The following is a 19,599-nucleotide window of genomic DNA, read 5'->3' on the forward strand; positions in this document are numbered from 1 at the left end:
AATTGGGCTTTTGTTTATTCTATTATTAAATTTTACCTATAAAAAGATTTTGCAGTGTCACAAAGTATAGCGCTCATTCGTTATATAGAGTGAGAGGAGGAATTATATGAAAGTTACAAACAACGATTATGAAAAGATGGAAGAGCTATATGAGTTGTATGAACAAAAAGTTTATTATGTAGCGTATTCTATTTTAAATAATATTCAGCAGGCCGAAGATTCGGTTCAAGAGACGTTTATTACTCTTTATAAGAACTTGGAAAAGCTCCATAGCTTGAGTACTGAAGAGCTTAAACGCTACATTTTGAGGGTTGCGAAAAACAAGGCGATTGATAGCTACCGGAAAAATAGACGACATGAAACATTTTTAGAAGAATATGAAAGAGAATCAATAGAAGCAGTAGATGAAAATATTGAAGAGTGGGAAAAACGTAAAATGTCTGAGGTTCAAATTGATACATTGCTAACAGAATTAAGTGAATCTAACAGACAGGTGTTTAAGTATAAAGTCTTCTATAACTTAACGTATCAAGAAATTTCAAGTGTTATGGGAATAACGGAGGCTAATGTCCGCAAGCAGTTTGAGCGTGCTCGAAAACGAGTTCAAAATATGATAGGAGGTATACAACATGACGAATTCAAAGAACTCCAAAGAAATGTATGAACTTGCTGAAAAAATTGCTTTAGATGATTTTGATAAACTCGAAGAACGACATGAATTTTCACATACATATACGCGTAAAAAGAAATTGTTTATGGAGGAAATGAAGCTGAAAAATGGACAACCACAGAAAAAGCGTAAAAAACATCGTATGTTAATCGCTGCTGCTTGCTTATTGATTGGTATGCCGACAACCGTTTTTGGTGCAGTGAAAGTCTATAATATGATTGTCCAAAAACAAAATTACGAAGTAAATGTTTCGGTAACAAACAAGGACTCAAAAAAGAGTGATAAGTGGTATAAGCTGAAAATAGGTAAATTACCAGAAAATATGGAAGCAATTGATGACTCTGCTATGAAATATTCCTTTAAAGATAACTACGCAATGGGTGGATTTTCATTCGTTCTTTGGAGAGTAGGAGGGAATTCAGATTTTCCAACTCTGTACTCGAAAAGTTATGAAGAAAAAGAGATAAATGGTAAGAAGGCAGTAATTGTCCATAGAGAAAATGGTAATAAAGATTTAATGTTTAATAGAGTAATTTTTCTCTATTTTGAGGAAGAAGGAATTATGTTACAAAGTTATATTGGAAATGATATAAACGAAGAACAAATGATAGATGTGCTAGGGAGCATTTCACTTGAGCCCACGTCAAAAGAAAAGTCATCATATATAAGCGATTATGATAAAAAGTATTTTAGCCAAGAAAGTAAAACAACTAAGGTAATTCCTTTGAAGAAGGATAGCAAACGACTATTTCATATAGGGCAAAAGGTTCCAGTAACGATATCTATGGATAACAGTCAAATTGAATATGTGATAGAGAAAGTTGAAGTTTTTGATTCAATTAAAGATTTTAAGCAAGAAAACTTTAATGAAATGGGATTAGGAAGACTAAGCGAGAATCAAGCTTTGGATCAAGCAGGACAATTGATACCGTATAGAAGGGATAAATATAAAATTGGAAATGGTAAAGATTCGATTGATCAATTAGTAGAATCAAAATTAGTTCACCCTAAATTCGTTTATCTGACAACAACAGTTAAAAATATAGGTAAACAGAAGACAGAAGAAATTTATATGCATCCATCCATACAAGTGCTTCAAGGTAAAGGAAATGCATGGAAGTATGCTGGGAAAGATGGAATCGCAGAAAAAAATATTATGACAGGCGAAGTTGATTATTTAGAGCCTCATGGAGATGGAAAAAGCTTCTACAATATTGGTAGTATCCAACCAGGACAAACGGTGAAGGTTAACTTAGGTTATTTTGTAGATGAGGATAAACTAGATTCAATCTTTTTGGATGCTTTCCATTACAGAGGGAATGGTGGCACTGAAAATATGAATGCGGAATATCGTTGGTGGATTGATATTCGTCAATAGTAACAAAGAGACTAAAAAGCTGCTTATATTTAGCAGCTTTTTTCGTCTTCATACATATGTAAAATTTCTTTCGCACGTATACGTAAACCATCTATTAATTCTTTCGGTTCTAACACTTGTGCATCTTTTCCAAGCCTATAAAATAAAGGGGTAATAAAGTTTATTTCACCTTTATCAATTGTTGAATGTATATATCCTGTTCCGTCCTCATTTACTACAACGAATTCTTCAAGGTAAGGCACGCTTTTACATTGGCGCACACCTTCTGTCGTTAATAAAACATGTAACTGGATAGGAATGTTTATGACGTTAGAGCTAGAGTCAAACCATTCTTCTAAATTCATGAACGTACTTTCACTTTCTTCTGTTGATAATATAGAAAGAATACGATCAACGCGATACAGTAATACTTTTTTTCTACTGAAGTCATAGGATGGTAAGTACCATAGCCCGTCATGAGCATATACACCGATAGGATGAACATGTTTTGTTTTTATCCCCGATTTAGATTCATATTGAAAGTGTAAATTTTTATTTTCAATAGCCGCGGTTAATACTTCGTTTAAAAGAGGGGTATCAATTGTACGCTTCGGATTCCAAAAAGCGATATAAGAACGTATTTTATCAACTTTCGTTTTCGCATCATGTTGTAGGGAGCTATACAGTTTATGTGTAACGGAATTGATTTCTGTGTTAAAAGGCAAGTCTCGATAGTAACTTAAAGATTGAAAAGCAAAAAAGATGGAGACTGCTTCTTCTTCCGTAAATAAGATAGGTGGAATGACTCTATTCGTTAATACTTTATAGCCGCCGTTACGACCTTGTTCTGCGTAAATGGGCAACCCCATATCACTTAAATCTAAAATGTATCTATGGACAGTACGAACGGAGATATTAAATTCATCAGCTATTTCTTGCGCTGTAAATGTCTTTTTGGCAGAAGCAAATATAAGAATATCTAATAAGCGTTTAGCTTTTGACAAATGTATCACCTTTTTTCTTTTTAACGTGACATAAATTGTCATGTTTTATTGTTAGTATATTGTTTACATCATATGTTATCAAGATGAGATACAAGGAGGAAAAGATATGTCACGTGAAATCGTTTTATTTATTGCGGCGAGCTTAGATGGATATATTGCGAAAGAAAATGATGATTTAGAGTGGTTAATGGAAACGGAAGGAGAGGGAGATAACGGTTATACAGAAATGTATGAAACAATTGATACGATAATCATGGGAAAAAGAACGTACGATTATGTAGTAGAGCATATGGAAACATTCCCGTATGTAGATAAAAAATGTTATGTTTTCTCTAACTCAGAAAAAGGTTCAAACGAACACGTGGAGTTTGTAAATGAAGATGTAGTGGAGTTTACAAAAAGGTTGAAAGAGCAAGAAGGATCTAAAATATGGATGGTCGGTGGAGGGAGTCTACTGAGAGAGTTCTTTAAGAATAATCTAATTGATGAATATGTTGTTACGATTACACCACATATATTAGGTTCTGGAGTTCCGTTATTTCAAGACAAGAACCCGGAAATTCATTTAACTTTAACGTATACGAAACGTTTTGGACAATTTGTAAATTTATATTATAAAGTGAAACTTTAATCAGTGGGGGGCTTCATCCCACTGATTATTAGTTGAACCAATCGGACTTTTAGGGGCAGTTGATCCCCCACCTAAATTCTTTGCTTTCGCTGAATTTTGAGTTGGGGGTCTTACTGCCCATTAAAGCGGGATAAAGTAAAATGATAAAGAAACACGACTACTGATGGTAGTCGTGTTTCTTTACAGATGGTAATGAAATGATAAAGCAAGACCCGTGATCGACTTCGCTCGTTACAGTAATATTCCCACCGTGCAGCTCTACAATTTCTTTCACGATAGATAATCCTAAACCAGTTCCGCCTGTAGCTCGTGATCTCGCTTTATCAACTCGATAAAAGCGGTCGAAAATGTGAGGGAGGTCTTCAAGCGGAATACCTTCACCTTCATCTTCAATTGTAATGGAAATACTTTTATGTTCTTCAGTAACAGAAATGTGGATAAGAGAATACTCTTTTGAATGTCTATAAGCGTTATTTAAAATATTCACCACAACTTGTTCGAATCGTTGTTCATCTAAGTTTACTAGCAGTGTAGGAGGACAAGAGAAAGAAACTTTAATGTACCTTTCTTTATACATGGCGTTTACTTTTTCACATATACGCGTAAGGAAGGTGTGTAAATGCACTTCCTTTACTTGAATAGAAAAGTTATGTTGTTCCATTTGTGCAAGGGAGAACAAATCTTGAACTAAGTTTGTGATGTAATCAGACTCATCTTTTATAATAGATAAATACCGCAAACGTTGCTCAGGAGATGTTGCTTCTTTTGAAGCAATGTCAGCATAACCTCTTACGTATGTTAATGGTGTTCGTAATTCATGAGCAACACTTGCCAGAAATTCACTTCGCTCTGTTTTCATATAATGTAAATCATTTGCGAGTGTTTGAATAGATGATGCTAGTTCACCAATTTCATCATTTCGAGTAGTCGTTAATGAAACTGATAAATCTCCTTTACTCATTTTTTCAGTGGCATGTTTCATGTGTAACAATGGTTTTGTTAACAAACGTGATAATAGAAAGATGGTGATGGCTGTTAATAGAAAAGTAATGCCTCCAGCAATAATAAATTGTCTTGTTAGTCCATTCACCATTTCTTCTATTGATGCCGTTCCAAGAAACATATATACGTAGCCTTCCGTTTTTCCTGCGACTATAATTGGACTAACCGTACATATATAATTAGATGTTTTCCAGTGATTCTCTATAATTGCTCCGTCATGATCTGTCCGCGTTTGCATCTTTTCAATATGCTTTTTTATAGTAGTATTTATTTCATTGGATTTAGCTAGTACTTCCTTATTTGCATTTGTAATAACAACAGTGGTTTCGGCTTCGGATTCCATTAGTGCAACATGAGAGATTGTTTGCTTATCAAAATACTTTTCAAGGACATCTCTGTGACTATTTCCGCGCTTTAATAAAGCTGTCATTTCTTCATTTACTCTATTGTTGACAAGACTATAATAAAGCGAGACAAATAGAACACTTTCGATTAAAAGTGTAACAATCAAAAAATAAAATCCGAGCTGAATAGAAATTCGCTTCATTGCTTTGCTCCTTAATCTAGAGTATCAACCCATCGATAGCCAACTCCGTACACAGTTTTTAAATGATCATCAATAGGGAAATTTACTTTTCGTAATTTATCACGCAAATTACGAATATGTGAATCGACAGTTCTATCTTCTGTATTTGTATTTAATCCCCAAATTCGTTCAATGAGCTGATCACGGTTCAATACGTAGTTCACATGACGTAAAAATAATCCGAGTAAAGAGAATTCAATTGGTGTAAGAAGAAGTTCTTCGTTATAGACAGAAACGAAATGCTTTGCCTCATCCCATAAAATGCCGTGATATTGGATTTGCGTTCGTTGATTCGTTCGCCTTAAAACAGCTTCAATTCTTGCGAAAAGCTCTTCTTCATGGAAAGGTTTCGTTACGTAATCATCTGCTCCGATTTTTAATCCTTGGACGACATCTATCGTTTGATCACGAGCTGTTACCATAATGATAGGAACGTTACTAAATGAGCGGATTTTTTTACACGTTTCCCATCCGTCCATCGTTGGCATCATAATATCGAGTAAAACAAATTTAAAGTTTTGATTTTCTATATGTGAAATTGCTTCTTCTCCGGATCGTGCACATATGCAGTTATATCCAGTGGGAGTAAGATAAAGTGTTAATAATTCAAGCATTCTCGGTTCATCGTCTACGAGCAGTATATCAATCATAGAGAGCCCTCCATATGTAATCTTTGCTTAAATTGTAATGCAAAATCATGAAGAAATGGTGCAGATTATAATGCGTCTGCATAATTTCTTCAGAATTGCTTGTTATTGTAAAGTTGAAATTCCATTTTAGGTAATGATATTGGCTCGAAAATGATTCATACGGAGGCGGTATAGTGAAAAAAATGACCCGAGTTTTTGGGATAACAATAATTACAGCAGTTGGTCTTGCGGCATGTGGACAAACAAATACAGATCATAAAAATCATGAATCTAAAGAAGAGAAGAAAACAGAGCAGAAGGAAATGAAAATGAATCAGGAAGTAACTGCACCGAAAGAAATGAATCAAGGTGCATCAAATGATTTATTAACAACAAGTTTAAAAAATGTAACGAGATTAAACACAAATGATCCTCTGCAAATGGCAGTATTAACTTCGCAGACGATATGGCCAGCAACACATAAAGAGAATCAGCCAGGCGCTGTTATTTTAGTACCAGTAAACGAGTGGCAATTAGGTATTGCAAGTGCAGACCTTATTCATCATCCGAATAACGGACCAATTCTATTTATAGAAAAAGAAAAGGTACCCGAGATGACGTTAAAAGAAATAAAACGGCTAAATCCGCTCGGAACGAAAGATGGAACACAAATTATGGTGATGGGGGATGTCGGTGCATCTATCCTTGAGCAATTAAAAGATTATAAAGTAAAGCAAATAAAAGAAACGGATCCAGCTACATTTGCTAAAGATGTGGATAAAGAATATGCTGATATAACAGGAAGCTATCCAAATAGTGTTATTATCGGTTCGTCTGAAGAAGAAGGACGTTTATATACAACACCAGCTGTAAACTGGATTTCTCATATGCCAGAACCGCTTTTATATACAGAGAAAGATAAGGTGCCAAAAGCGACGATAGAGGCATTAAAGATGAGAAAAGATAAAGCGAATATATATGTATTAGGACCAGAAAAAATCATTTCAAAAGAAGTGGAAAAAGAGTTAAGCAAATACGGGAAAGTAACGCGTATTAGTGGAGAGAATCCAGTAGAAAATTCTATTGCATTTGCAAAGTTTAAAGATGAAAAAACAAAATTTGGATGGGGGTTCACAAAACCAGGACACGGTGTATCATTTGTTTCAAGCAAAACACCAGACTTAGCCGTTGCAGGAGCACCTTTTTCACATATGGGTAAACACGCACCTGTTATCTTATTAGAGGAAGGAAAAGCTTCACAACCAGTGTATGATTTCCTTGCTACTATTCAACCGAAGTTTAAAAATGACCCAACGCTTGGACCGTATAACCACGGCTTCTTATTAGGAAGTACGAGTGATATTTCATTTGAAACACAAGGAATATTAGATGAGAGGTTAGAGATTGTGCAAGAAAGTGGTCAAGGGCACGGTGGACATTAATGAAATGAGAGAAGACGCTGCTAAGGTAGCGTCTTTTTCTTTAGGAAACTTTTACATAGCAAAAATCTCTCTACTCGTTATATAATAGCCTTCGTGCAGTCGGCTTAGATTTTCTTATGGAGAAAATCAAATGAGAAAAGAGTAGAGGAGTGGTATTTTGTTTCAAACGATAAAAAATGATTGGTTTTCTAATGTGAGAGGGGACGTTTTATCAGGAATTGTCGTTGCTTTAGCATTAATTCCTGAAGCGATAGCTTTCTCTGTTATTGCAGGTGTGGATCCGACCGTTGGGTTATACGCAGCCTTTTGTATTGCTGTTACCATTTCATTTGTTGGTGGAAGAACTGGGATGATTTCAGCTGCAACAGGTGCAATGGCATTATTAATGGTAACGCTTGTTAAAGATCATGGTTTGCAATATTTATTTGCTACCACAATATTAACAGGTATTGTCCAAATTATTTTTGGCGTGTTCAAACTGAGCTCATTTATGAAGTTTGTTCCGAAATCTGTTATGAGTGGTTTTTTAAATTCACTTGGGATTTTAGTTTTTACAGCGCAATTGCCGCATTTTAAAAATGCAACTTGGCAAATGTATGCACTTGTCGCATTAGGACTTGTAATTATATATGTATTTCCACGTATTACGACGGCTGTACCGTCTACACTTATTTCCATTATTATTGTGACGAGTATTGCAATTATGAGCGGATTACAGTTGAAAACAGTAGGGGATATGGGAAGCTTACCGAAAGAATTACCGTTCTTTAGCATTCCTGACGTGCCTTTTACGCTTGAGACATTAGGGATTATTTTACCGTACGCAGTTATGCTTGCAATTATCGGTTTACTAGAGTCATTATTAACAGCTTCAGTTTTAGATGATATGACGCATACGGAAAGTAATAAACATAAGGAAGCGCGTGGGCAAGGTATTGCAAATATTGTCGCTGGTTTCTTCGGAGGAATGGCAGGATGTGCAATGATCGGACAATCTGTCATTAATATTAAATCAGGCGGACGAGGTCGTTTATCAACATTTGTAGCGGGCGGATTTTTAATCGTATTACTATTTGTTTTAGGTGATTATGTTGTTCATATTCCGATGGCAGCTTTAGTTGCGGTTATGATTATGGTTTCAATCGGAACATTTGATTGGAACTCTGTAACAACGATTCATAAAGTACCAAAAGGGAATGCATTTGTTATGATCGTAACAGTTGTGGTTGTCTTAATTACACATAATTTAGCATTAGGTGTAATTATCGGAACAGTAATTAGTGCGGTTTTATTTGCATTCAATATGGCAAAGATTCACGTGAAACATTTATATATTGAAAATAAGAAAATATACGAAATTCACGGCCAACTTTTCTTTGCATCTACGGCAGATTTTATAAAACATTTTTCATTTGAGGAAGATGTAAAAGAAATTGAATTGAATTTTACGCACGCACACGTATGGGATGATTCAGCAGTGGCATCAATTGATAAAGTTATCATGAAGTATGAACAAAGTGGCGTGAAAGTAAGTATAACGGGATTAAATGAACGTAGTGCAAAACTTGTTACAAATTTAGCTAATTATAATAAAAGAATTGCTAGTTAGAAGCCTCCTTTTTAGGGGGCTTTATTATATAATACGAGTAGGATAACGAAAAGGGGATTCAGCATATGTATAAACAAATTATATTAGCATGTGATGGTTCTGAACATGCACTTCGAGCGGCAGAGCACGCGACACATATTGCAAAATTTAACGAAGAAACAAATGTTGAAGTGGTGTACGTTGTAGATAATAGAACGGCAAAATCAGATATTATACAAGGTCAAACAGATTTAGAAACAGTATCAGCTAGCCGAAAAGATAAATTAAAAGAGATTGAAGGTTTATTAAAGAAAGAGAACATTTCTTATAAAATTACGATATTACATGGCGATCCAGGAGATACGATTGTTCAATATGTAAATACAGGAGATATAGATCTTGTTATAGCTGGGAGTAGAGGGCTAAATACACTGCAAGAGATGGTGCTTGGTAGTGTGAGTCATAAAATAGCAAAGCGTGTGAAATGTCCGGTGATGATTATTAAATAAAATTGAGTGAGATATTCTGTAGTGTAAGCAGGGCCTTGATATAATTCAAGGTCTTTTTTTACGTATAAAGGGGGGAAAGAGAGGGCATAATAGATACATAAGTTTTAAGAAATGTTAACTTACAAATTTGTAAGTTTGTTGTCAGAAAAATCGATGTTATGAAAATTATTCCATTGGTAAAATAAAAATAACGAAGGGGAGATAGGGAGGATGAAAAAGATGAAAGCACTTCAAAATTTATCATATAGCCAAGGTGTCAGTCTTATTTGTTTAGGGGGATTTGCTGCATCTGTTACGTTAGCCGTTGTAATAAAGATGATTCATCAAATCTTTTGATTTTAGAGTGGGGAAGGAATTGGTTGTTATGAATAGTCAGAAAAGGATTGTAAATAAAAAATAGCTCTTAGCAGTAAGTAAATGCTAAGAGCTATTTTTATGATTATTTTTCTACTTCTGGTTTTTCACTTGTTACAGTAACGTCTTTCCATTGTGAAGTAATTTGGTTCACTTCGGCATTGACATTAAAATCTTTCACGCGCTTATTAACACCTGTTAAATCGAATGTGTAATGAATTGGAATCATCGGTGCTTCGTCATGAATTAATTTTTGCCATTTATCGTATACTTCTTTACGATATTTTTCATCAGTAGCTTTTTCTGATAATCCAGCGTCTAATAATTTAGTATTTTCATCATTTACCCAGCGTTGATAGTTAAATCCAGCATTTTTACCCCATAGACCAGAAAGGTCAGGATCAGAACCAGTGTTCCAAGCACCAGAGAAAATATCAACCTTTGGATCATCTTTTTTAATCATTTCACGCATAGCATTAAATTCATGTAAGCGTCCATCAACAAGTTCTACTTTTAAGCCAATATCTTTCCAAGATTGAATATAGAATTTAGCCAGTGGTTCACTTGTTTCGCTACCGTTACTAGCTAGGAAGTTAATTTTAAATTCATTACCTTTTGGATCCTCGCGGAATCCGTCACCATTTTTGTCTTTATAGCCAGCTTCATCTAATAGTTTTTTCGCTTTATCTACATCTAAGTTATATGCGCCAGCATTGTTATTATGGTACTTTGGCATAGATGGTGGAATTGGAGAGTTAGCTGGAACACGAAGTCCGTGATATACTTTTTCTCCTAATTTTTCTCTATCAATTGCATAAGCCATTGCTTGACGTAAACGAACATCTTTGAACTTATCGTTATCCATTACAGCTTCATTCTTTGCTTTGTCCATATGTCCAAATTTAAATCCGATATAAGTGTAAGCCAGCGCAGTTTTTCCTACTAGTTGTGTATTTTTTAATTTACTTACGTTTGGATATTGATCAGCAGTAATTGATGCAATATCAATGTCACCTTTTTTCAGAGATGCACTAACAATAGATGGATTTACAACTTTTAATGTTACATTTTTTAGTTTAGGTTTGCCAGCCCAGTAATCATCGAAGCGCTCATACTCAACTGATTCACCAGGAACGATTTTCTTCACTTTAAATGGTCCGAATCCAATTGGATTTTGACGAATCTTATCAGATTCAGCTAGTTTTTCAATCGGTACATCGCCTAAATATTTTTTAGGTGTAGGATATGTCCAAATACCAGTTTTCAGTGAAGGGTTTACTTCTTTATAAGTAATCGAAATTGTTTTTGGATCGACTACTTTAATACCAGAGATTTTTTCAGCTTTTCCAGTGTGATATTCTTCCATACCTTCAATCATTTGCATTTGTGTATCGTAACGGATACCTGTATATTTACTATTACCAATAATCAAGTAAGAATATTCTAAATCCTCAGCGGTTACAGGGTTACCATCGTGCCATTTTACATTATCTTTAATCTTAATAGTAATTGTTTTTTTATCTTCAGAAATTGTATACGTTGCAGCACCGTCATTTGTGATTTCCCAGTTTTTATCTGAAGCTAATAAACCTTCATCAAAGAAATCCATAATTTCTGAATCTGGAGCAACTTCATACAATACCCTACTTAAAACACCAGCAAAAGGTGAATTTGAAACGAGTCCATATGTTAATGATCCGTCTTTAATTTCTTTACCATCATTTTTTACAGCAGCACTAAATTTATTTGTTTCTACTTTTTTCGTGTTTGCCTTTTTGCTACCGCTATCAGCACCCCCACATGCAGATAGTAATAATGTTGAAGCAGCAAGTGTACTTAATACTTTGTACAATTTTGGTTTGTTCATAATTTCTCCACCCCTTAACCTTTTCTTTGTCTCGCATCAGCCGCACGCTTTAACGCTTGACCAATAAAATTTATACACAGCATCAACACTAAAATCATGATTGATGCGGGTAACCAAATCCACCATTTTTCTTGCAATACATCCGGGTTTGTTGCATAACTTACAAGTGTACCAAGACTCGGTGTACTTTCTGGTAGACCAAAACCTAAGTAAGTTAAACTAGATTCAATCCCGATGTTACCAGCAAGATTTAATGTAATATTTACGATAATAATAGAACTTAAATTAGGTAATATTTGTTGGAAGATAATCTTCCAATTTGGTGTTCCTAACGTTTTGGATGCGGATACGTAATCAAGTTCTTTCTCAGTTAATACTTTAGAGCGTATAAGCCTTGCTTTTCCGACCCATAAGAAAGCGGTCATTATGAGAATAAATGTAGTAATATTGAAAGTTGGAACGAGTGAGATAAATACGATAACAATCATTAAGAATGGTAAAATCATCATAAAGTCGATAAAACGCATGATAATGTTATCGACAACTCCTCCAAAATAGCCAGCAATTAGTCCCATCGTAAGACCGATAAGAGTTGATAAAAGAGTGATAGCTAAACCAACTGTAAAGGAATTACGTGTACCAATAATTAATTGTCCGAAAATATCACGGCCTCCATAATCAGTTCCTAGCCAATGTTCAGCAGAAGGAGGATCATAAATGGCGAACAAATCGACTCGAACGATATCTTCTTGTTTCATAATAAATGAAGTTGTATAAACGGCTATTAATATTAAAGCTAAAAAGAATAGGGAAAACATTGCTAGTTTATCTTTACGAAATTCTCGCCACATAATGGAGAAACCAGAAGGGCTCTTTTCGTAATGAATGACTTCAGTTTGTTTTTCGGGATTTGCTAACATAACGTTTCTTCACCTCCATTAATCAATACGAATACGTGGATCAACGATGCTTAGAATAATATCGGAAAGAAGAGTCCCGAGTAGCGTTGCGAATCCAGTAAATAATACAAGAGCAGTTACGACACTGAAATCACGTTGAGTGATAGATTGGAAAAATAGTTGTCCAATTCCAGGGTAGCCGAAAATATTTTCTAGAATAATAGAGCCACCAACTAAACCTGTAATTTCATATCCTAAAAATGCTGCAATTGGTAAAAATGAATTTCGTAAAATATGTCTGGAATATACTTTAGATTCTGGTACACCTTTTGCTTTTACTGTGCGTACAAAATCTTTATGTTTCGTATCAATAATTTCACTTCGTAAATATTGTACAGTTCCTACAGTGCCAATTAATGCCCCAGATAAAGCTGGTAAAATCATATGATTTAATTTACTTAAATAGTAATCAAATGATCCGGCTGCCACTTGTGGATCAACGCTACCACTTGTAGGGAAGATCGGGTATAAAAAGCCGAATAAGAATAACATTACTAATCCGAAAATAAATAGGGGGGTACCAAATCCTAAAAAGTTATAGAGTGTAATGAGTCGATCAGCCCACGTATCATTCCAACGCCCACTTATAACGCCAAGTGGAATGGCGATTAAATAAGTAAGAATAAGAATTAGAAGAGCTAACAGCACTGTATTACCAAGGCGTTCCCCAATAATATCTGTTACTTGTATTTTATGTGCGTAAGAAATACCGAAATCCCCTTGTACGGCATTTGAAATCCACCTTACATATTGTGTGGGAATAGGGTTATTTAACCCGAGTTTCTCACGTTGTTCTTCAATTACTTTTGGATCGGCTTTTGGGTTTGCTAGTTCAGCGCCACTTAATGCATCACCTGGCATTGCTTTAGCAAGTGTAAAGACGAGTACGCTTAATACGAATAATTGCGGTATCATAACTAAAATCCGGCGTAATATAAATTTCCACATGTTTTATCACTCCCTTATGGTAATGCCACCCGGTGAGTTGGCGAGATTGGTTTTAAATCGTAAGCACGTCCATTTTCATTGAAATAATTTTCGTATGATTTTTCGTACTCAGTGCTTACTTCACGACGCAATTTACGCTGTTGTTCGCGGTTTTCCGGACGAATATCAGGAATAGCTGATATTAGGCGCTTCGTATAGATGTGCTGTGGGTTATTATAAATTTCAGCACTAGTTGCTTCTTCCACAATGCGTCCGCGATACATAACACCGATACGGTCACACATATGGCGAATTACACCTAAATCATGACTAATAAATAAGTATGTTAGTCCGAGTTCAGATTGTAAATCTTGTAAGAAGTTTAAAACTTGCGCTTGTACTGACACATCAAGTGCAGATACAGGTTCATCTGCGATAATAAGCTTCGGCTTTAGTGTAAGTGCGCGTGCAATACCAATCCGCTGTCTTTGTCCACCGGAAAATTCATGTGGGTATTTATAAATAGACTCTGGATTTAAGCCAACTTTATCAAGATAATCTTGAACAGCTCTACGCTCTTCATCAGGTGAGAGTTTCTCAAAATTCCGAAGTGGTTCAGCGATAATATCCATAACACGTTTCTTCGGGTTTAAGGATGAATAAGGATCTTGAAAAATCATCTGAATATCTTTTCGCTGTTCTCTTAGTTCTGAGCGACTTAATTTTGTTAAATCTCTATTATTAAAATGAATGCTACCGCCTGTTGCTTTTGTTAAGTGCATAATTGCTTTTCCAGTTGTTGATTTGCCGCTCCCAGATTCCCCAACGATTCCGTACGTTTCGCCAGGTTGTAGTTCGAAGCTTACGCCATCAACAGCACGAACGTAATCTAATGTACGACCGAAAATACCACCTTTAATTGGAAAGTGTACTTTTAAATCTTCTACTTTAAGCAGTGCCATGAGTTACGTCATCTCCTTTCTTATCTTGGAAGTTAAAATGTTTGTAGCAAGTGCAACGTACCCAATGGTCTGGTTTTACTTCATGTAAAACGGGATTTTCTTCATGTTGATCAGGTCTAATCCACGGAATTCGTGCTTGGAATCGACAACCTGTGCGAGGTAACTTAGCTAATGTCGGCACAACACCTTGAATAACATGTAATTTTTCCTTTTCAGCATACGCAGATGGAATGGAGTTTAATAGAGAACGAGTATATGGGTGAAGAGGGTTGTTAAAAATCTCTTCAACTTTTCCTGTTTCTACAACTTGTCCAGCGTACATAACGACGATACGATCGGCTGTTTCTGCGACAACACTTAAATCATGAGTAATTAAAATGATGCCCATTTTCGTTTGTTCTTGAATAGATTTTAGTAAGTCTAAAATTTGTGCTTGGATGGTTACATCAAGAGCCGTTGTTGGCTCATCTGCAATAATAAGTGCTGGGTTACAAGCAATTGCAATTGCGATAACAATTCTTTGTCTCATTCCGCCAGATAATTCGTGTGGGTATTGTTTATATGTAAGTTCTGGTTTTGGAATACCAACTTGATGAAGTAGTTCTAAGGTGCGTTCTTTCTTTTCAACTTTTGAAAGGCTTGTGTGGTAGTCTAAATTTTCTTCGATTTGTTTTCCAACTGTCATAAGAGGATCGAGTGCTGTAAGAGGTTCTTGGAAAATCATACCGATGTTTGATCCGCGTACTTTATTCATCTCTGCGGCTGACATCGTTAGTAAATCCTTATCTCTATAGTTAAGCTGCCCTTGTAATTTTGTATTTGCTTCATTATGCAGTCGCATAATGGAAAGGGCAAGTGCACTTTTTCCGCAACCTGATTCACCAACTATCGCGACAATTTCATTTTCATGGACAGTTAACGAAACATCATCAACTGCGGCATGATATTGATCTTGTATGCGAAAGGAAGTCTGTAAGTTTTCAATGCGAAGAAGTGGATTCTTCATGGCTATCCCTCCATCTTTCTGAAAAGACTAAATATTTTGTATGTTGTTGTTATTTTAATATAAATTGACAATGTTTGACAAGCATAAGTTGAGAAAATATTCAAAAATCTTTTTATATAGAGATTGGATGCATGTATATAAGTAGTTGAAGCGCTTTGAAAACGCTAACATGTATAAGAGAGGGAAATAAATCTTTTGTAAGAAAAAAGTATTATATGTAGAAAAAAGAGAGACGTTCTGGAAAGAACAGTCTCTCTTTTTTTGATAAGAATAATATTAGTGCTTAAGCTTGCTTTTGTTTTGGAGATCCTGTCTTTAAAGTAAGAGCAAGGAAGAACATTGCAAGTACACAAGATACAAGTAATAAGATGAATCCGCCATCCCATCCGAATGCATCGACGATAAAGCCCATAGCGGCACTAGCGAAAGCTGCTCCGCCTAAGTAACCGAAGAAGCCAGTTAATCCAGCTGCAGTTCCAGCCGCTTTCTTTGGTGCTAAGTCAAGAGCGTGTAGACCAATTAACATAACAGGTCCGTAAATTAAAAATCCAATTGCAACAAGTGCGATACTATCAACCATTGGATTACCAGGAGGGTTTAGCCAGTATACAAGAACGGCGATAAATACACCAACCATAAATAAAATACCAGCAGGTGCGCGGCGTCCTTTAAATAGTTTATCACTCATCCAGCCGCAAAGAAGTGTACCTGGAATACCAGCCCATTCATATAGAGCATAAGCTGTACGTGAGCTACTATGAGTAAAGCTTTTTTCTTCTACTAAATAAGTAGGAGCCCAGTCTACAACACCGTAACGTACGAAATATACGAAAACGTTCGCAATAGCGATGTACCATAAAAATTTATTGTTTAGTACGTATGTAAATAAAATTTCCTTTACTGAAAGTTCGCGTTCGCGATCTTGTACTTTTTCATCTGGTGGATATTCTCCAGTATGTTCTTCAATAGAAGGTAATCCGCAAGATTGAGGTGTATCTCTCATCGTAATTAATACATAAATACCAACTAAAATTGAAAGAATACCTGGGAAGTAAAAAATACTTTTCCAGTCATTTGCAAAGAAATATAACCCTAATGTTACAAGGGAAGGCATAAGTGCGCCACCGACATTATGAGCGACGTTCCAAATAGACATTTTTGTACCACGTTCACTAATAGAGAACCAGTGAACCATTGTACGACCACAAGGAGGCCATCCCATCCCTTGTACCCATCCATTTAAAAACTGAAGTACAAACATAAGTATAATGCTCGTTGTAATGAAAGAAAATGAGCCGAAAATAATATTAATGATACCTGATAAAAATAGCCCAGCTGCTAAAAAGTAGCGAGGATTACAACGATCGGATACGATACCCATAAGAAATTTACTTAATCCGTAAGCGATAGAAACTGCTGAAAGGATAACCCCAAGCTCCCCTTTACTAAAGCCTTGTTCAATTAAGTATGGCATTGCTAGTGAAAAGTTTTTTCGAACAAAGTAGTAGCCTGCATAGCCGATGAAAATACCTAAGAATACTTGTAAACGTAATTTACGGTATTCACTATCAACGCGATCAGCTGGTAAGCGTTCCGCGTGGGGCGCAGGTTTAAAGAATTGTGTGAAAAACATAAAATGAAAATCCTCCCCAAATTAATTCGAAGTGTCGTAAGTCAGAGAGAATATAAAAAGGCCATGAAATATAAAAAAGTTTCCTTTTTTATGATTCATAGCCGTGTACTCCGATTCTCCGTGACTGTCAATATTAACTTCGTCGAAAATTATACAACTTTGTGACAAAAATGTAAACGTTTTTATAGATAAAAAGTGTTGACGGATTTTGTTCGTCGGATTAATATTTAAATACGTTAAATATTTTATTGTTTAAATAAGAGGTGGATAACATGCCAAATGATATGACGCATATCGATAAAATTCAAGCTCTTGCCTTTTCGATTGGAAAGAAAATGCAGACAGAGTTATTAGAACAAATGCAAGCAACAGGACTTACACCACCGCAGTTTTATATTTTAAAGATTTTAGATCATTATGGAGCTTCAAGGGCGACAAAATTAGCAAAAAAGATGTATGTAAAGCCTAGTGCAATTACAGTGATGATCGATCGCTTAATTGACCAAGAGCTTGTAGAGCGTTATCACGACAAAGAGGACCGTCGTGTTGTCGTCATTGAGTTAACCAAAAAGGGGAAAGCTAGAGTAGAAGAGGCAATGACCGCTCGTAATGAGCACATTGCAAAATATTTCTCGCATTTAGAATTACAAGAAAGAGAAGATTTGTTACGCCTCTTTGAGAAGTTAGAAACAATTATTTGCGGGACACAAGAGAAAAAAGAGAATAACTAAGAGGAATTGAGGAGATTACATGGAGCAACAAGAAAATATAAATAGAAAGTTGTTGTTAATCGGTTTAATCATTGCGATGCTATTTGCTGCCTTAGATGGAACGATCGTTGGTACAGCAATGCCACGTATCGTTGGTGAACTAGGCGGATTAAGCTTAATGACGTGGTTAACAACAGCTTATATGTTAACATCAACGACAGTTGTACCAATCGCAGGTAAATTAGCGGATTTACTTGGCCGTCGTAACGTATATATAACAGGGCTAGTTATCTTTATGGTTGGCTCAGCATTATGTGGTATGGCAAATGGTATGACAGAATTAATTATTTTCCGTGGTATTCAAGGTCTTGGCGGCGGTATTATGATGCCGATGGCTATGATTATTATTGGAGATATGTTCACGGGGAAAGAACGTGCGAAATGGCAAGGTATTTTTGGTGCGTTATACGGTCTTGCTTCTGTAATTGGACCACAAGTGGGTGGTTGGATTGTAGATGCAGTGAACTGGAGATGGGTATTCTACATTAACTTGCCAGTTGGTATTTTAGCAACAATCTTTATTGCAATGGGATTAAAATCACATAAACAAACAGGACCAATTAAAATTGATATCGCTGGGATCTTTACGATGATTCTCGGTGTTGTAAGTTTATTACTTGCATTAACGTTTGGCGGGAAAGATTACGCATGGGATTCTTGGCAAATTATCGGGTTATTTGCATTAGCTTTAATTGGTATCGTTAGCTTTGTTATCGTTGAAACGAAAGCGGAAGAACCAATTTTACCGATGCATTTCTTTAAAAATCGTACATTTACATTACTAAATGCGATTGGATTCTTTATGAGTATTGGAATGTTCGGTGCGATTATGTTCGTACCATTCTTCATGCAAGGAATTGTAGGAGTAAGTGCTGCTGAATCAGGAACAATTATGACGCCAATGATGATTACAATGATTGTGATGAGTATTATTGGCGGGCAACTTGTATTAAAAGTTGGTGTAAAACCACAAATTATTACAGGAATGCTTATAATGGCTGGAGGGTTCTGGTTATTAACAACGATGGATATGCACACAACTAAATTGACTGCTACTTCTTATATGATGGTTATCGGTTTAGGAATGGGTCTTGTAATGCCGACATTAACATTAGCGTTACAAGAAAGCTTCCCGAAAAAAGATCTTGGTGTCGTAACATCATCAAGTCAGTTCTTCCGTCAAATCGGCGGAACATTTGGTATTACAATTTTAGGATCAATCATGAATAACACTTCAGGTACAACGTTAACAAAAAATTTAGTACCTGTATTAGATACATTCCCGAAAGAAGCGGGACAAATGGTAACGAAATTTAAAGATATGATTCATACAGATCCGCAAGGCTTATATTCAATGTTATTTAGTCCAGAGGCATTAAAACAAATGCCAGAAGCATTCGCTAATAGCATTGTACCAATTTTGAAAAACTCTTTAGTAGACTCACTTCATACTGTATTCTTAACAGGATTAGTATTTATCGTAGTAGGCGCTATCTTTACGATTTTCTTACAGAAGATTAAACTGTCAGATCGTAAAAAAGATGCTGAAGAGCCAGCTACAGAGGAAAAAGAACAAACTGTATCCTATTCGTAATGAAAAAGCATCGCCTTATGGCGGTGCTTTTTTGAGTATAACCTTAAAAGCTTTTTCGTGAGAAATGATTGACGTATTTCTAGAAATACGTTATATTATCTTCTGTAAA

18 protein-coding genes are annotated in these 19,599 nt (G+C 35.7%); 9 read left to right on the plus strand and 9 right to left on the minus strand.

Annotated elements, in window-relative coordinates; translation table 11 throughout:
* The first annotated feature begins 106 nt into the window (after nucleotides 1-106).
* Together EGX95_RS29765 and EGX95_RS29770 are read left to right on the plus strand one after the other, a co-directional pair.
* A complete protein-coding gene (locus EGX95_RS29765; protein WP_000869293.1) occupies nucleotides 107-664 on the plus strand; it encodes an RNA polymerase sigma factor in 558 nt (185 codons plus the stop codon).
* Complete coding sequence (locus tag EGX95_RS29770) at nucleotides 630-2,048, plus strand: hypothetical protein (protein WP_000185141.1); 1,419 nt, start codon at nucleotides 630-632, stop codon at nucleotides 2,046-2,048. Before EGX95_RS29765 ends, EGX95_RS29770 begins: the two co-directional genes overlap by 35 nt.
* Nucleotides 2,049-2,077: 29 nt before the next feature.
* On the opposite strand, the gene EGX95_RS29775 is transcribed toward EGX95_RS29770, so the two are convergent.
* Nucleotides 2,078-3,073: a helix-turn-helix transcriptional regulator gene (locus EGX95_RS29775; RefSeq protein ID WP_002026995.1), complete on the minus strand. Its 996-nt coding sequence runs from the start codon at nucleotides 3,071-3,073 to the stop codon at nucleotides 2,078-2,080.
* A 64-nt stretch (nucleotides 3,074-3,137) separates the two neighbouring features.
* Between EGX95_RS29775 and EGX95_RS29780 the strand changes: the two genes are divergently transcribed.
* Entirely contained in the window at nucleotides 3,138-3,662 is a 525-nt protein-coding gene (locus EGX95_RS29780; protein WP_000085794.1) for a dihydrofolate reductase family protein, read from the plus strand.
* A 157-nt stretch (nucleotides 3,663-3,819) separates the two neighbouring features.
* Here the strand turns inward: EGX95_RS29780 and EGX95_RS29785 are convergent, their stop codons facing one another.
* Both EGX95_RS29785 and EGX95_RS29790 read right to left on the minus strand, forming a co-directional pair.
* A complete protein-coding gene (locus EGX95_RS29785; protein ID WP_000822578.1) occupies nucleotides 3,820-5,211 on the minus strand; it encodes a sensor histidine kinase in 1,392 nt (463 codons plus the stop codon).
* 11 nt (nucleotides 5,212-5,222) lie between these two features.
* Nucleotides 5,223-5,900 (minus strand): response regulator transcription factor, encoded by a 678-nt coding sequence (locus EGX95_RS29790; protein WP_000565489.1) that lies wholly within the window; start codon nucleotides 5,898-5,900, stop codon nucleotides 5,223-5,225.
* A gap of 173 nt (nucleotides 5,901-6,073) precedes the next feature.
* Between EGX95_RS29790 and EGX95_RS29795 the strand changes: the two genes are divergently transcribed.
* The 4 genes from EGX95_RS29795 to EGX95_RS29810 all read left to right on the plus strand — a co-directional run bounded on the left by EGX95_RS29795 (nucleotide 6,074) and on the right by EGX95_RS29810 (nucleotide 9,754).
* On the plus strand, nucleotides 6,074-7,321 hold the full coding sequence (locus tag EGX95_RS29795) for a cell wall-binding repeat-containing protein (RefSeq protein ID WP_000738896.1): 1,248 nt from the start codon (nucleotides 6,074-6,076) through the stop codon (nucleotides 7,319-7,321).
* Between the two features lie 157 nt (nucleotides 7,322-7,478).
* The gene (locus EGX95_RS29800) at nucleotides 7,479-8,930 is read left to right on the plus strand and encodes a SulP family inorganic anion transporter (protein WP_000487906.1); all 1,452 of its coding nucleotides are present in this window, start codon (nucleotides 7,479-7,481) and stop codon (nucleotides 8,928-8,930) included.
* A 65-nt stretch (nucleotides 8,931-8,995) separates the two neighbouring features.
* Complete coding sequence (locus EGX95_RS29805; protein ID WP_000277989.1) at nucleotides 8,996-9,418, plus strand: universal stress protein; 423 nt, start codon at nucleotides 8,996-8,998, stop codon at nucleotides 9,416-9,418.
* A 210-nt stretch (nucleotides 9,419-9,628) separates the two neighbouring features.
* Entirely contained in the window at nucleotides 9,629-9,754 is a 126-nt protein-coding gene (locus EGX95_RS29810; protein ID WP_000738301.1) for a DUF4027 family protein, read from the plus strand.
* Between the two features lie 103 nt (nucleotides 9,755-9,857).
* Here the strand turns inward: EGX95_RS29810 and opp4A are convergent, their stop codons facing one another.
* The 6 genes from opp4A to glpT form a co-directional block, all read right to left on the minus strand.
* On the minus strand, nucleotides 9,858-11,639 hold the full coding sequence (gene opp4A / locus EGX95_RS29815; protein WP_001039722.1) for an oligopeptide ABC transporter substrate-binding protein: 1,782 nt from the start codon (nucleotides 11,637-11,639) through the stop codon (nucleotides 9,858-9,860).
* A gap of 14 nt (nucleotides 11,640-11,653) precedes the next feature.
* Nucleotides 11,654-12,559 (minus strand): ABC transporter permease, encoded by a 906-nt coding sequence (locus tag EGX95_RS29820; protein WP_000880733.1) that lies wholly within the window; start codon nucleotides 12,557-12,559, stop codon nucleotides 11,654-11,656.
* Between the two features lie 18 nt (nucleotides 12,560-12,577).
* A complete protein-coding gene (opp4B, locus tag EGX95_RS29825; RefSeq protein WP_063246580.1) occupies nucleotides 12,578-13,546 on the minus strand; it encodes an oligopeptide ABC transporter permease in 969 nt (322 codons plus the stop codon).
* 14 nt (nucleotides 13,547-13,560) lie between these two features.
* The gene (locus EGX95_RS29830; protein ID WP_001196377.1) at nucleotides 13,561-14,487 is read right to left on the minus strand and encodes an ABC transporter ATP-binding protein; all 927 of its coding nucleotides are present in this window, start codon (nucleotides 14,485-14,487) and stop codon (nucleotides 13,561-13,563) included.
* Entirely contained in the window at nucleotides 14,474-15,493 is a 1,020-nt protein-coding gene (locus tag EGX95_RS29835; protein ID WP_000795378.1) for an ABC transporter ATP-binding protein, read from the minus strand. Before EGX95_RS29835 ends, EGX95_RS29830 begins: the two co-directional genes overlap by 14 nt.
* A gap of 283 nt (nucleotides 15,494-15,776) precedes the next feature.
* Nucleotides 15,777-17,126, minus strand: coding sequence for a glycerol-3-phosphate transporter (gene glpT, locus EGX95_RS29840; protein ID WP_000466372.1), 1,350 nt, complete (start codon nucleotides 17,124-17,126; stop codon nucleotides 15,777-15,779).
* Nucleotides 17,127-17,398: 272 nt separating this feature from the next.
* On the opposite strand from glpT, the gene EGX95_RS29845 reads away from it, so the two are divergent.
* Together EGX95_RS29845 and EGX95_RS29850 are read left to right on the plus strand one after the other, a co-directional pair.
* Nucleotides 17,399-17,857: a MarR family winged helix-turn-helix transcriptional regulator gene (locus EGX95_RS29845; RefSeq protein ID WP_001132364.1), complete on the plus strand. Its 459-nt coding sequence runs from the start codon at nucleotides 17,399-17,401 to the stop codon at nucleotides 17,855-17,857.
* A gap of 19 nt (nucleotides 17,858-17,876) precedes the next feature.
* Complete coding sequence (locus EGX95_RS29850; protein ID WP_000437635.1) at nucleotides 17,877-19,490, plus strand: MDR family MFS transporter; 1,614 nt, start codon at nucleotides 17,877-17,879, stop codon at nucleotides 19,488-19,490.
* Nucleotides 19,491-19,599 lie beyond the last annotated feature (109 nt).

The organism is Bacillus sp. FDAARGOS_527, assembly GCF_003812125.1.
GTDB classification, from domain to species: Bacteria; Bacillota; Bacilli; order Bacillales; family Bacillaceae_G; genus Bacillus_A; species Bacillus_A paranthracis.